The 13,942-nt window shown below is 64.7% G+C and carries 14 protein-coding genes; 7 read left to right on the forward strand and 7 right to left on the reverse strand.

Translation table 11 applies throughout. The features are described 5' to 3' along the window. Positions 1–27 precede the first annotated feature (27 nt). Positions 28–1,161, reverse strand: a complete 1,134-nt coding sequence (locus tag AAE027_RS14450; RefSeq protein ID WP_370985947.1) for a glycosyltransferase family 4 protein — start codon at positions 1,159–1,161, stop codon at positions 28–30. Positions 1,162–1,364: 203 nt separating this feature from the next. Between AAE027_RS14450 and AAE027_RS14455 the strand changes: the two genes are divergently transcribed. Beyond that, positions 1,365–3,611, forward strand: a complete 2,247-nt coding sequence (locus tag AAE027_RS14455) for a GumC family protein (RefSeq protein WP_370985948.1) — start codon at positions 1,365–1,367, stop codon at positions 3,609–3,611. 170 nt (positions 3,612–3,781) lie between these two features. Here the strand turns inward: AAE027_RS14455 and AAE027_RS14460 are convergent, their stop codons facing one another. Continuing rightward, positions 3,782–4,963, reverse strand: coding sequence for a GNAT family N-acetyltransferase (locus AAE027_RS14460; RefSeq protein ID WP_370985949.1), 1,182 nt, complete (start codon positions 4,961–4,963; stop codon positions 3,782–3,784). A 126-nt stretch (positions 4,964–5,089) separates the two neighbouring features. Between AAE027_RS14460 and AAE027_RS14465 the strand changes: the two genes are divergently transcribed. Continuing rightward, positions 5,090–6,133 (forward strand): polysaccharide deacetylase family protein, encoded by a 1,044-nt coding sequence (locus AAE027_RS14465; RefSeq protein ID WP_370985951.1) that lies wholly within the window; start codon positions 5,090–5,092, stop codon positions 6,131–6,133. 3 nt (positions 6,134–6,136) lie between these two features. Here the strand turns inward: AAE027_RS14465 and AAE027_RS14470 are convergent, their stop codons facing one another. Further along, complete coding sequence (locus AAE027_RS14470) at positions 6,137–6,358, reverse strand: DUF2842 domain-containing protein (protein WP_027529931.1); 222 nt, start codon at positions 6,356–6,358, stop codon at positions 6,137–6,139. Between the two features lie 93 nt (positions 6,359–6,451). Here AAE027_RS14470 and AAE027_RS14475 point away from each other — a divergent pair, with 93 nt between their 5' ends. After that, complete coding sequence (locus tag AAE027_RS14475) at positions 6,452–7,534, forward strand: COX15/CtaA family protein (RefSeq protein WP_370985953.1); 1,083 nt, start codon at positions 6,452–6,454, stop codon at positions 7,532–7,534. On the opposite strand, the gene AAE027_RS14480 is transcribed toward AAE027_RS14475, so the two are convergent. From AAE027_RS14480 to AAE027_RS14495, 4 genes are all read right to left on the reverse strand, one after another. Further along, positions 7,535–7,879 (reverse strand): hypothetical protein, encoded by a 345-nt coding sequence (locus AAE027_RS14480; protein ID WP_370985954.1) that lies wholly within the window; start codon positions 7,877–7,879, stop codon positions 7,535–7,537. It lies immediately after the preceding gene. A 120-nt stretch (positions 7,880–7,999) separates the two neighbouring features. Beyond that, positions 8,000–9,280 (reverse strand): O-acetylhomoserine aminocarboxypropyltransferase, encoded by a 1,281-nt coding sequence (locus AAE027_RS14485; RefSeq protein ID WP_370985956.1) that lies wholly within the window; start codon positions 9,278–9,280, stop codon positions 8,000–8,002. Positions 9,281–9,419: 139 nt separating this feature from the next. Next, positions 9,420–10,004: a CoA-binding protein gene (locus AAE027_RS14490; protein ID WP_091893390.1), complete on the reverse strand. Its 585-nt coding sequence runs from the start codon at positions 10,002–10,004 to the stop codon at positions 9,420–9,422. Between the two features lie 19 nt (positions 10,005–10,023). Further along, positions 10,024–10,848: an enoyl-CoA hydratase gene (locus AAE027_RS14495; RefSeq protein WP_176945864.1), complete on the reverse strand. Its 825-nt coding sequence runs from the start codon at positions 10,846–10,848 to the stop codon at positions 10,024–10,026. Between the two features lie 85 nt (positions 10,849–10,933). Here AAE027_RS14495 and AAE027_RS14500 point away from each other — a divergent pair, with 85 nt between their 5' ends. The 4 genes from AAE027_RS14500 to AAE027_RS14515 all read left to right on the forward strand — a co-directional run bounded on the left by AAE027_RS14500 (position 10,934) and on the right by AAE027_RS14515 (position 13,914). Beyond that, positions 10,934–11,362, forward strand: coding sequence for a PaaI family thioesterase (locus AAE027_RS14500; protein WP_128933403.1), 429 nt, complete (start codon positions 10,934–10,936; stop codon positions 11,360–11,362). A 156-nt stretch (positions 11,363–11,518) separates the two neighbouring features. Beyond that, positions 11,519–11,983, forward strand: a complete 465-nt coding sequence (gene rplM, locus AAE027_RS14505) for a 50S ribosomal protein L13 (protein ID WP_018642440.1) — start codon at positions 11,519–11,521, stop codon at positions 11,981–11,983. A 1-nt stretch (position 11,984) separates the two neighbouring features. Then, positions 11,985–12,464 carry a 30S ribosomal protein S9 gene (gene rpsI, locus AAE027_RS14510; RefSeq protein WP_027559530.1) on the forward strand — a complete coding sequence of 160 codons (480 nt, stop codon included), beginning with the start codon at positions 11,985–11,987 and terminating at the stop codon, positions 12,462–12,464. A gap of 229 nt (positions 12,465–12,693) precedes the next feature. Next, on the forward strand, positions 12,694–13,914 hold the full coding sequence (locus AAE027_RS14515) for a GGDEF domain-containing protein (RefSeq protein ID WP_370985957.1): 1,221 nt from the start codon (positions 12,694–12,696) through the stop codon (positions 13,912–13,914). Positions 13,915–13,942 lie beyond the last annotated feature (28 nt).

A 13,942-nucleotide genomic window follows, 5' to 3' on the forward strand; every position in this document is an offset into this window, starting at 1 on the left:
GATTTTCTAAAGCGGGCTTAAGGATGGTTAATGATTGGCAAATGCGTCGCGATAGGCGGCGAGCACGCCGTCGACCATCGCGGCTTGCGAGAAATGCGCCGAGATGCGCGCGCGCAAGGCGGCCGCGCGCTGCGCCGTTGCTTGGGGATCGTCGAGGGCGGCCGCGATCGCCTCGGCCATGGCCTCGGAATTGCTCGGTGCGAACAGGGCCGGACTCTCAGCCCCGAAGATCTCGGGAATGCCGCCGATCCGGGACGCGATCATGGGAATGCCGGCCGCACCCGCTTCGATCACGACATAGGGCATGGAATCGCCACGCGAGGGGACGACCAGCAACCGCCCCTTGGAGAAGCCGTAGCGCGCCTTGACATGGCCGATGAAGCGGATGGCCGTGGAAAGGCCGAGCCTCTCGACCTGAGACTTCAGCGCCGCGGTTTCCTCGCCATCGCCGCCGAGCGTCAGCGTGACCTTCTTGCCGCCCTCATGCAGGCGCGCCACGGCATCGACCAGCAGATCCGCGCCTTTGATGTGCCTGAACTCGCCGACATAAGCGAGGTCGGTGGCATCGTCGGCGATCACGACGGGCTCGAACTCTTCCGGCGTGACACCGTTGAAGACGCAATGGACCACACCCTTGGGCGTGCCGACGATGCGTTGATAGGTGTCGCGGGCAAACGCGCTCTCGAACAGAAACAGGTCGGTCGCGTCCATCAGCGTGCGCTCGAGCCGCGCGTAGAACTCGCCCTTGAAGGTGTTGAGGGGATAGTGCAGCGAGCCGCCGTGCGGGGTGTAGATGCGGATGGTGTCGTCCGAGCGCCGCCGCATGCGGATGAAGGCGCCGGCCTTGGCGCCGTGGCCGTGCATGACGTCAGGCTTGAGGGTGGCGATCAGGCGCCGCATGCGAAGCCACACCAGAACATCGCCAGGTGACGGTTCGCGATGGATCGCGAGCCGATGCACGCCGAGCTTCAGCCGCGGCGCGAGCTCGGCAAGCGCCTTGTCGGCGCGCTCGCCGCCGGTGAGGCTGTCGGCGAGGATGCCGACATGATGGCCGCGGTCGACCTGGCCATTGGCGACGTCGAGGATATGGCGGAAGATGCCGCCAACGGGTGCGCGCACGGCGTGCAGGATGCGAAGCGGCCGGTCGGGAGAGGGGGGCATGATCAAAACCAGCGCTCGACGGCGGCTACCGAACAATTCTCGCGAAATAATCGAGATGGATTAAGGGGCCTCGTGGTTAACAAACGGTGACGAGCACGCGTGCGGCGGTCGCCGGACGTCGCGATTAACCCAGCGGCAACCTTAATGGAGTGTAATCGCTCCGGTTGAGATAGAGTCGCAGCGTTGCCCTGCGGGAGTGTTCGATGCGTTTAGCGTTCTGGCGTGCCGGCAAGGACAAGGCGGTGATCGAGCGGGCCGTCTCGAAGTCCAAAGCCGAAGCCGCGCCCAAGATCGAAGCCAAGATCGCAGCAGGGCCTGCGCCCGTTGTCGCGAAGCAGGCGCCAGTCGAATCCGGCGACATCGATTTGCATGCGCTCGGCGCGGCATTGGCGCGCAAGCGCGGCTGGATCGTCGTGCCGACGGTGCTGGTGCTCGTCGCATCCATCGCCACCGTCAACCTCGTCACGCCGCGCTATAAGTCCGAAGCCCGCATCCTGATCGACGGACGCGAGAACGTGTTCCTGCGCCCGAACAGCGATCGCACCGAGGAGCGGCAGGCGCTCGACGCCGAAGCCGTCACCAGCCAGGTGCAGCTCGTGCTGTCGCGCGATCTCGCGCGCGAGATCATCAAGAAGAACAAGCTCGCGGAGCGACCCGAATTCGATCCGGTGCTGCAAGGCATCTCGCCGCTGAAATCGCTAGCGGCACTGGTCGGCATCGGCCGCGATCCGTTCTCGATGACGCCGGAAGAGCGCGTGCTGGATGCCTATTACGAGCGCCTCCAGGCCTACGCGGTCGACAAGTCGCGCGTGATCGTGGTCGAATTCCAGTCCGCCGATCCCGAGCTCGCCGCGCGTGTCGCCAACTCTATTGCCGACGGCTATCTCGTGCTCCAGCAGGGTGTGCGGCAGGAGCAGGCCAAGAATGCCAGCCAGTGGCTCGCGGGCGAGATCGAGAATTTGCGCAAGAAGGTCTCCGACGCCGAGGCCAGGGTCGAGGATTTTCGTTCCAAGTCGAGCCTTTTCGTCGGCACCAACAACACCACGCTGTCGAACCAGCAAATGGGCGAGATCAATACTCAGCTCAACAACGCGCGCTCGATCAAGGCCGACGCAGAATCCAAGGCGCGCCTGATCCGCGAAACACTCCAGAGCGGAAAGCCGATCGAGGCATCGGAGGTGGTGAACTCCGAATTGATGCGGCGGCTGTCGGAGCAGCGGGTGACGCTGCGTGCGCAGCTTGCCGAGCAGTCGTCCACGCTGCTCGGCAATCACCCGCGGATCAAGGAGTTGAAGGCGCAGCTTGGCGATCTCGACAACCAGATCCGCGACGAGGCCGGCAAGATTTCGCGTTCGCTCGAAAGCGACGCTCGAATCGCCAGCGGCCGGGTCGACGGGCTGACGGCGAGTCTCGAGCAGCTCAAGAAGCAGGCTGCATCCACCAACGGCCAGGACGTGCAGCTCCGCGCGCTGGAGCGCGAAGCCAAGGCGCAGCGCGACCTCTTGGAAACCTATCTCGCCAAGTACCGCGAGGCCAACACTCGCGAGACCATCGATACCGCGCCGACGGATGGCCGCATCATTTCGCGCGGCATCGTCTCGAACACGCCGGCCTATCCGAAGAAGCTGCCGATCGTGCTGATCGCGACGATCGCGACGCTGCTGCTGTCGTCCGGTGTCGTCGTTACCGGCGAGCTGTTGCGCCAGACCGCGCCGCGCGCGGTAGCTGCGGTCCTCCCGTCGCGGGCTACGCTGCGTCATGAGCCGGTGGTCGAGCCGATGGTCGATCCGGTCGTCGACGAGCCCGGGCCGCTTCAACCAGCGATGACGGCTGAGGCCGACATCACCGAACTCGCCGAGATCGAGCAGCTGGCCGAGCGCCTGCGCGCAGCGGGCGCGGCGGCGAAGAAGATCACGGTGCTGGGCACCGCGGCCGGCACATCGATCACGCTCTCGGCGCTGACGCTCGCCCGGCATCTCGCGCGTGACGCACGTGTCGTCGTGGTCGATCTCGCCGCGTCCTCGCCAACCATTGCCGCGGTGGCTGTCGATGCCTCTGCGCCTGGCCTTGCCGAGCTGATGCAGGGCGAAGCGTCTTTCGCGCAAATCATCACCCGGGACAAGCTGTCGCGGCTGCATCTGGTCCTGGCCGGCCGCCCCGGCTTCGATCGCAGCTTGCTGCAGTCGCCGCGGGTGACGCTCGCGATCGATGCGCTGCTCCGCGCTTACGACCACGTGCTGCTGGATGCCGGCAGCGCCTCCGACCTGCCGGCGGAATTGCTGACGACCCATGCCCGCGCCGTCGTGGTGCCTGAGGCGTCGATGGCGCCGGATGCGCGCACGCTGATGTGCGAGCAGCTGAGCGCCGTCGGCTTCAGCGACGTGACGATGCTGAGCAAGCCGGTGCAGCCGACGGATGCGATGGAGGCGCCGCGCGTCGTGGCGGCGTAGGCTTTTCTTTCTCTCTCCGCGCGTTCGGAATCGTAGGGTGGGCAAAGGCGCGCTTGCGCCGTGCCCATCATCGATCCAATACCGCAACAGAAGTGGTGGGCACGCTTCGCTTTGCCCACCCTACGATACTTTCCTTTGCGGGAGCAGGGCAGCTCGCAAGCGGAGAATTGCTACCCGAACGCCTGCCGCAGCCTGCGCGCAAAATCGAACAGCATCTGGTTCTGCTTGACCATTCGCTTGCCGCGGCTCAGTGAGGACATTGCCATCGCCGCGAGCTTTCCGCGTGAGGTCAACGGGACGAAGCTGTCGAAAATCTCTTCGTCGTCCTTGCAGAACATCCGCTTGTAGTCGTCCGAGCCGATGCCGAGGTCGAGCGAGCAATAGCCGCGCTCGGCACAGGCGTCGATGATGTAGCGCATCAGGATCAGGCCCGGGCTGTAGCGGGCGTGCTCAGACATCGTGTAGGTGTTGAACATCATCGAGAGGCGCTGGCCGTCGGCGACGCCGGCGAAGATCGCGATCACGTCCTCGTGGCATTCAAGCGCGTGGATGTCGATCACGCGTCCGTCTCCGCGCCGGGCAAGGCAGGCGTTGCGGATGAACTGTTCGACCCCCGGTTCGGCGAAGACGTTCGGCAGTTTCTGCTCCGCCATCCGCGCCGGCTTGACGCGGAAGAACCAGTCGAGCAGGCGCGCGATGTCCGCATCCTCAGTCGCAAGGTGGTAGCGGTAGCCGGCGAGGGCCTGGAGCTTCTTCTCCTTGCTCTTGAGACGGCGGCGGAAGGAATTGCTGATCCGCGATGCCGGCGGGCCGGCCGGCTCCATCGCCAGCAACGGGCAGCCGTTGACCGAGCTCTGCCGCGGCAGCAGCGCAAACGGGTTCTGTTGATCGTGCCAGCGCTTGGGTTGCTGCGTTAGCGAGAGGACGTCGACATGCTCGCGCAGCGGCGCAAGCAGCGCATCGAGGTCCGCGAGGACGGCCTGTGCCGCGAATTCGGCGTTCCACAGACCCATGTTGAAGGTGGTATGCTTGCCGCCCATGAAGCAGGCCGTGCGCACGCCGTGGCTTTGGCGCAGCGACAACGGCAGCAGCAGGAGCGGCCTGTGCTCGGCGTCGCGAGCGATCACAATGAAGGGGCGGGCGCCCTCGCATTCGCCGACCAGCTGCTGCCAGGGAGCGAGCAGGTCAAAGCGCTGATAGGGTGTGAAGAGGTGGCCGCTCTCCTCGAAGGCGCGCCAGGCCGCCTCGGCCTCGCCGAGATCGGTGACGATGTCGACCTGGGCGATGCGGCTCGTTTTCGACCGCGCTGGCGCTTCTGCCGTCCGGCTTTGCATCGCCGCAGCCATGGTCATTCGCGAAACCTGTCGAGGAATCAAAAATATACGTATTTCGGCCCGTGGCCGACCTTTGCAAAGAAGTGTCAACAAAGGGTAATGATAATAGGCGGGGGGAACAGGCGCCGGAGGGAGGTGTAGACCTTGGCATCCGACGACAGATGGCCGGCGCGTCTGCGGCTTGAGCTGGCCTGGTTCAGCGGTCAGGCTGCGCTGCGCAGCCGTGGTGCCGGCGCCATCCTGCGCTTCGCGCATGTGCGGCCGCGGCGGCGCGGCCGATTTCAGCCGCTGGGCCAGCACGAGATCACGCCGCAGTTCCTCGATCGCGCCATTCGCGCGCTGAAGCAGTGGAAGTACGATTTCCTTGGCATGGACGAGGTCTGCCGCCGCGCGGTGACGCTGCCGGAGAAACGGCGCTTCGTGGCACTGACCTTCGATGGCGCTACTAAGGATCTCATCAACTTCGCTTATCCGGTGCTGGCGCGCCACGCCGTGCCCTTCACGATCTATGTGCCGACCGCGTTCCCCGATGGCGTCGGCGAAGCCTGGTGGCTCGCGCTCGAACGGATGATCGCGCGCGAGAGCCGCATCAGCCTGATCATGGACGACAAGGAGCAGCGCTTCACCGTCACTGACAATGCCGAAAAGCAGGCGGTGTTTTCGTATCTCGAGGGCTGGCTGCGTTCGCTGCCGCCGGCGGATCTGTCGGCGGCGATCGCCGATCTTTGCACGCGCTACCGAATAGACCTCGCCGCGCTCTCACGCGAAGCGTCGATGGATTGGGAAGACCTGACCAAGCTCGCCGCCGATCCGCTCGTCACGATCGGCAGCGCGACCGTAAACTATCCCGTTCTCGCCAACATGAAGGATGCGGCCGCGCTCCGCGAGATGACGATGGGCAAGGCGGTCGCGGAAGCGGCCTTCCGCCGCGAGATCAGGCATCTCGCCTTTCCGTTCGGCGATCGATCTTCGTTTCGGCGCAGCCACGTCGTGATGGCGGAGGAGGCCGGCTTTGCCAGCGCCGTGTCGACGATCCCTGGTATCGTGGATGCGGAGGGACGCACCAATTTGCGCGCGCTGCCGCGGATCTCCTGGGACGGCCGGGTCCAATCGCTGCGCAGGATGCGCGTGCTGATGTCAGGCGTTGCCTTTGCGCCGGTGAAACCGACGAGCAGCGTCACGAGATAGGCGCTACGAACTGGATTTGGCGCGATCGGGACGCTGCATCCAGCTCACGATCGGCATCGCCGGCAGCACCCAGCCCATGCCGACGACCACATAGTAGATCGCCTGCCGCCAGCCGGACTCGGCGATCCATGGCATCTGCGCCAGCGCCATGCCGAGCAGAGCCCAGACCGTGGCCAGCACTAGGAGCAGGATGGCGCCGAGGAACTTGCGGGTGCGGATCGTCATGGCGGGAGCTTGCGGCTTTCGCGTAACTTGCGCTGCGGGAGCGGGGGACTATAAGGGGCGCGCAGTCCGGTTCAAGCCTGGTTTTTGCTCCCAATGACGACGATTTCCGCCCCGTCCCAACCGCATCGCGCCGTGCGCGTGTGGCTGATCGCCGTGGCCGCGCTGATCGCGCTGATGGTGCTCGTCGGCGGCGCGACGCGGTTGACGGAATCCGGCCTCTCGATCGTCGAATGGAAGCCTGTAACGGGCAGCGTGCCGCCGCTCACCGAGACGCAGTGGACCGAGGCGTTCGAGGCCTACAAGAGGATCCCGCAATATCGCGAGCTCAATGCGGGCATGAGCCTGTCCGAGTTCAAGGAGATCTTCTGGTGGGAATGGAGCCACCGGTTGCTCGGCCGTTTCATTGGCTTTGCCTATCTGCTGCCATTCCTGTTCTTCCTGTGGCGCGGCGGCCTGCCGGGTGAACTGAAGCGGCGGCTGTGGCTGCTGTTCGCGCTCGGCGGCCTCCAGGGCGCGGTCGGCTGGTGGATGGTAGCCTCGGGCCTGTCGGAACGCATCGAGGTGTCGCAATATCGGCTGGCGACCCATTTGATGCTCGCGCTTCTGATCTTCGCCGGCATCGTCTGGACGGTGCGGCGGCTCAAGGAGCGGCCGCAGATCGCCGTGCCGCCGCGGTTGAGGTTCACGAGCGCGCTGCTCCTCGTTGTGACCTTCGTGCAGATCTATTTCGGCGCGCTGGTCGCGGGTCTGCGGGCCGGGCGTGCCTACAACACCTGGCCGCAGATCGACGGTGCGTTCATTCCCTCGGCGGATCGGCTGTGGTTCGAGACGCCTTGGTGGCGCAACCTGTTCGACAATGTGCTGACGGTGCAGTTCGAGCATCGCATGACGGCCTATGCGCTGTTCGTGCTGGCGGCGCTGCACGCGATCGACGCGGTGCGCTTACGCGCAGGTGCGGCGGCAAGCGGCGCGCTCTGGTTGCTTGCTGCGGTGAGCCTGCAGGCGGTGCTCGGCATCCTGACGCTGCTCAACCAGGTTCCGATCGGACTGGCGCTCGCGCACCAGGCGGTCGCGATCGTGGTGTTGACGCTTGCGGTAATGCAGGTGGAGCGTCTGGCTTCGCGGCAGCTGACTGAGGCGCGGCCGCGCGGTGTTCCGCTGGGTCAGGCCAGCTGATCAACAATAGCCGTAGACTCCGCACGCGTAAGGCAGGCGCCAGAAATAGTCGACCTGCTTCCCGCCGTAATACGAGCCCTGATAATCGTAGTCCCAGGGGCGACCGTAATAGCCCGGCAGCGTGTGCGAGCCGGGCAGGAGCGGGGTGCCTGGCAGGTTGCGGATGTAACCGCCGATGCCATAGGCCGGCGAGATCAGCGCATCCGGATCGGTCTCGACATAGACTCTTGGTGCTTCCTGCGGCGGAACAGCGGCGCGTCGCTTCGGCGTGGCCGGCAGATCGGCAGCCAGCGCCGTTGAAACCGTCAGCATCGCCGCAAGGGCAGGCACCATCCAGCGCAGCATCGTCGGCTCCGAATCAAAGGGGCGATCCAAAGACGATGTATGCGGCAGATGTGGTTAATGACTGTTAATCGGGCCCGTCATTCGAGGGCGGCTTTGCACTCCGCCTCGGAATCACAAGAACTAAGCGCCCAGCGCCTGCTCCAGATCCGCGATCAGATCTTCCTTGTCCTCGATGCCGATCGAGAGCCGCACCACGTCGGGGCCGGCGCCGGACTTGACCTTGGCGGCGTCGTCGAGCTGGCTGTGCGTGGTCGAGGCCGGGTGGATCACCAGCGAGCGGGTGTCGCCGACGTTGGCCAGATGCGAAAACAGCTGCAATTTCGACACCAGGCTGACGCCGGCGTCATAGCCGCCCTTGAGACTGAAGGTGAACACGGCGCCTGCGCCCCTCGGCGCGTATTTGCGCGCGAGCTGATTGTACTTGTCGCTCGGAAGGCCTGCATAGCTTACCGAGGCCACCGCCGGATGGCCGGCGAGGAATTCGGCGACCGCCTTGGCGTTGTCGCAGTGCTTCTGCATGCGCAGCGGCAGCGTCTCGATGCCGGTCAGGATCATGAAGGCGTTGAACGGGGAGAGTGCCGGCCCGAGGTCGCGCAAGCCCAGCACGCGGCAGGCGATCGCGAAGGCGAAATTGCCAAAGGTCTCCTGGAGGCGGATGCCGTGATATTCCGGCCGCGGCTCCGACAGCATCGGATATTTGCCGCCTGTGGACCAGTCGAACGTGCCGGCGTCGACGATGATGCCGCCGAGCGAATTGCCATGGCCGCCCAAGAATTTCGTCAGCGAGTGCACGACGATGTCCGCGCCGTGGTCGATCGGGCGGATCAGATAGGGCGAGGCCAGCGTGTTGTCGACGATCAGCGGTACGCCGGCCTTGCGCGCCACCGTCGAGATCGCCTCGATGTCGGTGATGCTGCCGGCCGGATTGGCGATGGACTCGATGAAGATCGCCTTCGTGCGCGGCGTCACGGCGCGCTCGAAGCTTCCGATGTCATCGGGATCGGCCCACACCACGTTCCAGCCAAAGCTCTTGAACGCGTGCGTGAACTGGTTGATCGAGCCGCCATAGAGCTTTCGCGCTGCGATGAATTCATCGCCGGGCTGGAGCAATTGCTGCAGCACCACGACCTGTGCGGCATGGCCCGAGGCCACCGCGAGCGCGGCCGTGCCGCCTTCGAGCGCGGCGACACGCTCCTCCAGCACCGCGTTGGTGGGGTTGCCGATGCGGGTATAGATGTTGCCGAACGCCTGCAAACCGAACAGCGAGGCGGCGTGGTCGGCATCGTTGAACACGAAAGACGTCGTTTGATAAATCGGAGTTGCGCGCGCACCGGTGGTGGGGTCGGGCTGTGCACCGGCATGCACGGCGAGCGTGGAAAATCCCGGAAGGCGATCGCTCATTGAGGGCGTCCTGTTCTCTTGGTCTGAAATCGCGCGGCATGCTGATCGGCGCGGCGTCCGCCGTCAAGCTGCGGCTTCACATCGAAAACGATCGTGCTACGCATTGTCGCGATCGCGAAATGAATCCTACGCGATCGCGTCAGCTTTGCTCGGTCTTGTTTTTGGCGGCGCGATCGGATGCCGCGGTGTCGCCACCGCCGACACTCATCCGATTGAGGGATAGCCGCATGCCTTGCGTCGGTACCGGAGCGCGCTTGGAGCTGAGCGTGCGTGAATTCACGCCCATCCAGGAGATCTCAGACGACAAGCGGCCGTATTCGATCTTGGGACAGCGGTTCATCACCACCTTGATACCGACGGACTCTGCCTTCGCCGCCGCAGCGTCGTCGCGCGCGCCAAGCTGCATCCAGATCACCTTCGGCAGTGGATCGAGCGTGAGCGCCTCTTCGACCACAGGCATGATGTGGCTGGAGTTGCGAAAAATGTCGATCATGTCGATCGGACGGCCGATGTCTGAGAGCGAGGCGACGAAGGGCTTTCCGAGCAGCTCCTTGCCGACATGACCGGGATTGACCGGGATCATGTCGTAGCCGCGCTGCGCCAGATATTTGAACGCAAAGTAGCTCGGCCGCACGTTGACCGGCGAGGCGCCGACCATCGCGATCGACTTCACGCTGTTGAGGATGCCGCGGATGTAATTGTCGGGATAGGCGTCGTGGTTCATCTCATATCTTTTCTTGTTGTCATTCATCCCGCCATGTCGGCGTACGCTTTGCGATGAAGGCGCCAATGCCTTCCTCGGCGTCGCGCGCCATCATGTTCTCGGTCATCACCTCTGCCGCATGGCGATAGGCCTCGGCAAGGCTCATCTCGGCCTGGCGATAGAATGCCTCCTTGCCGAGCTTGACGGTGTAGGCAGATTTCAGTGCGACCTGCTGTGCGAGCGCAATCGCGGCCTCGCGCTCGGTGCCGGCGGGGACGATGCGATTGACGAGGCCGATCTCGCGGGCGCGCGCGGCCGGGATCGGCTCGCCCGTCAGCAGCATCTCCATCGCCTGCTTGCGCGGCACGTTGCGCGACAGCGCCACCATCGGTGTCGAGCAGAACAGGCCGATGTCGACGCCGGGAGTGGCGAAGCTCGCCGCCTCCGAGGCGATCGCCAGATCGCAGCTTGCCACGAGCTGGCAGCCCGCCGCGGTGGCGATGCCTTGGACTGCAGCGACCACGGGCTTGGGCAGGCGCACAATCGCCTGCATCATGGCGCTGCACGCCGTCATGATCTGCGCAAAATAAGCCCGGCCGCGATCCGGATCGGTGCGGCGCGCGGTCAGTTCCTTCAGGTCGTGGCCGGCGGAAAAAGCGGGGCCGTTGGCTGCGATGACGGCCGCACGGATGTGCTTGTCTTCCGCGATCGCATTGAGGCTTGCATGCAGCTGTCCGATCATCGCCTCCGAAAGGCTGTTGCGCGCGGCTGGTCGGTTCAGCGTGAGCACGGCGACGCTGCCGACGATCTCGCGCAGCAGGATCGGCGGTTGCGGGGAGGGGGCACGGGCGGCCTGGGCGGACATCGAAGCGTTTCCAGTTGGATTATTGCAATTGGATGATGCAGATAACTTAATGTAACAGGGCAAGCGAAGCGAGGGTGGGAACAGCATGGCATTGGCGAAAATGAGCGTGGCGGAGGTCGAGCAGTTTCTGCGTGACGAGTTTCCCCAGGCCTTCAGCGGCGATGACATCACGATCGAAAGCGCCGATGGCCAGACCTGCCTTTTGCGCCAGCGCTACAGCGAAAGGATGCTGCGACCGGGTGGAACCGTGTCCGGACCGACGCTCATGGCGCTGGCCGATTTCGCGATGTACGTGGTGCTGCTGTCCGCAATCGGGCCGATCGGGCTCGCGGTCACGACCAATCTCAACATCAACTTCCTGCGCAAGGGCCAGCCCGGGCAGGACGTGCTGGCCGAGGCCCGACTGCTCAAGCTCGGCAAGCGCCTGGCAGTGGGGGAGGTGAATCTCCTGTCGGGCACATCAGCCGACCCAATCGCCCATGTCACCTCGACCTATTCCATTCCAAATGTTTGAACTTTTTGCAGGTAATATAGCACCATATTTTTAAGTTATTGATTCTACGAATATAAATTCCGTCTTGGGGCATTGACCGCTGCGCCTCTCTTCTCTAGAAACCCGCCCAGTCCGGTGCGGTGTTCGCGCCGATGTCTCCCTCACGGAAATTCTGACATGAAAACCTTTTCGGCAAAGCCGGCCGAGGTGACGAAGAAGTGGGTGCTGATCGACGCCAAGGGTCTGGTCGTCGGCCGTCTCGCCACCATCGTCGCCATGCGGCTCCGCGGCAAGCACCTCCCGACCTACACCCCGCACGTTGATTGCGGCGACAACGTCATCATCATCAACGCCCAGCATGCGGTCCTCACCGGTCGCAAGCGCGAGCAGAAGACCTACTACAAGCACACCGGCTACGTCGGCCACGTCAAGGAGCGCACCGCGCGCCAGATCCTCGAAGGCCGTCATCCCGAGCGCGTGCTCGAGAAGGCCGTCGAGCGCATGATCCCGCGTGGTCCGCTCGGCCGCGTGCAGATGGGCAACCTGCGTGTCTACGGCGGCGCCGATCACCCGCACGAGGCGCAGCAGCCCGAGAAGATCGACATCGCCAAGTTGAACCGCAAGAACACGAGGGCCGCATAACATGGCCGAATCCATCCAGTCGCTCGACCAGCTCTCGCAGCTCAAGACGGCGGCCGCGCCCGAGGCGCCCAAGCACGAGAAGAAGGTCGACAAGTTCAACCGCGCCTATGCCACCGGCAAGCGCAAGGACGCGGTCGCCCGTGTCTGGATCAAGCCGGGCGCCGGCAAGGTCACCGTCAACGCGCGCGAGGTCGAGGTCTATTTCGCCCGTCCCGTGCTGCGCATGATGATCGAGCAGCCGTTCTCCGTGGCCCAGCGTTCCGGCCAGTACGACGTGATCTGCACGGTCGCCGGCGGTGGCCTGTCCGGCCAGGCCGGCGCCGTCCGTCACGGCATCTCCAAGGCGCTCACCTATTTCGAGCCGGAGCTGCGCAGCGTGCTTAAAAAGGGCGGCTTCCTGACCCGCGACTCCCGCGTGGTCGAGCGTAAGAAGTACGGCAAGGCCAAGGCCCGCCGGTCCTTCCAGTTCTCGAAGCGTTAATCGCTTCGATCACATTCGCCGCGAAAGCGGTTTCAATGAGATGCAAAAGGGCGCTGTTTTCAGCGCCCTTTTTGTTGTTCGTTTGTACGCAAATTGATGACGTGTTTCCCGAAAACTTGGGTCCACGCGAAAACCTGAATGGAACCCGCGAGACATAGCGTCACATTCGGAAGGGCGCGCAAATCGGCTGGGCCGATCGCGTAACTGCTATGTTTTAGAGGGGGCCGACATGATGTCGCTCGATAGCATCACGCTCTATTTGGTCGCCACCATGGTTGCCGCACTGCTCGGCGCCATGATGGTGTTTTTCGGCAGGCAGGAGAACAGCCCCGCGCTGAAATGGTGGGGCACCGCCTATCTCCTCGGTGCCGCCTCCGTCGCGCTATGGACTGCGGCCGGCGACAGGCTGGGGCCGCATCTCTATCTGGCGTTAAATGCCGTCGGCTTCGTCGCCTGCGGCATGGTGTGGAATGCGGCGCGCGTCTTCCATGGCCGCAGGCCGAACTGGCCCGGCCTCGTGCTCGGCGCGCTCGCCTGGGTCGCCGCTGTGACGCTGCTCAACGCCGAGGCGTCCGTGCTGCGCATGATCATCGGCGCCGGCATCGTATCGGTCTATGCGGCGCTGACCGCGAGCGAGCTCTGGACCGAGCGGCGCAAGAGCATGCAACGGCGCTGGCCGGCCTTCGTGATGCCAGTGATGCACGGCTGCGCGTTGATGCTGCCGATCGTGCTCGGCAGCTTCCTGCGCCCGCACGATGCGACCTTCTCGTCGAGCATCTGGGTCACCGTGTTCGCGGTCGAGCTCGTGCTCTATGCCGTCGGCACCGTGTTCGTGATCTTCATGCTGGTGTCCGAGCGCACGGTGACCGCGCACCGGACCGCCGCGTCGACCGATCCCCTGACCGGCATGCTCAACCGGCGCGGCTTCTCCGAGGCCTGCAGCCGCGTGATCGAGCGCGAGGCCAAGGCCGGGCGGCCGGTGACCGTGATGATCTTCGACATCGACCACTTCAAGTCGATCAACGATCGGTTCGGTCATCCCGCGGGCGACGAGATGCTGAGACTGTTCTCGACCGTCGTCGTCAGCAACCTGCGCATCTCCGATCTCTCGGGCCGCATCGGCGGCGAGGAGTTTGCGGCCTTGCTGCCGTGCTCGCTGGAAGAGGGGGTGCTGGTCGCCGAGCGCGTGCGCGAAGCGTTCGAGACCTCCGGCGTCGTGGTCGATGAAGGTCCGGTCGATACTACCGTCAGCATCGGCGTCGCCGGCGGTCCGGCCGGCACCGAACTCGAGGTGCTGCTGGCTTCGGCCGACACCGCGCTCTACCAGGCCAAGCGCGGCGGCCGTAACCGCGTTGAGGCGGCGGAGGAGCTGCCGCTGTCGCTGGAGAACTGGCGTCGCCAGAGCGCTGCGCGGCCCGGTGCGCCGCAGGCGCGTCCGGCTACCGCCTGAGACGACAGGCGGCCTTGCGGTAATCCTC

The organism is Bradyrhizobium sp. DN3, assembly GCF_041357655.1.
Taxonomy (GTDB): domain Bacteria; phylum Pseudomonadota; class Alphaproteobacteria; order Rhizobiales; family Xanthobacteraceae; genus Bradyrhizobium.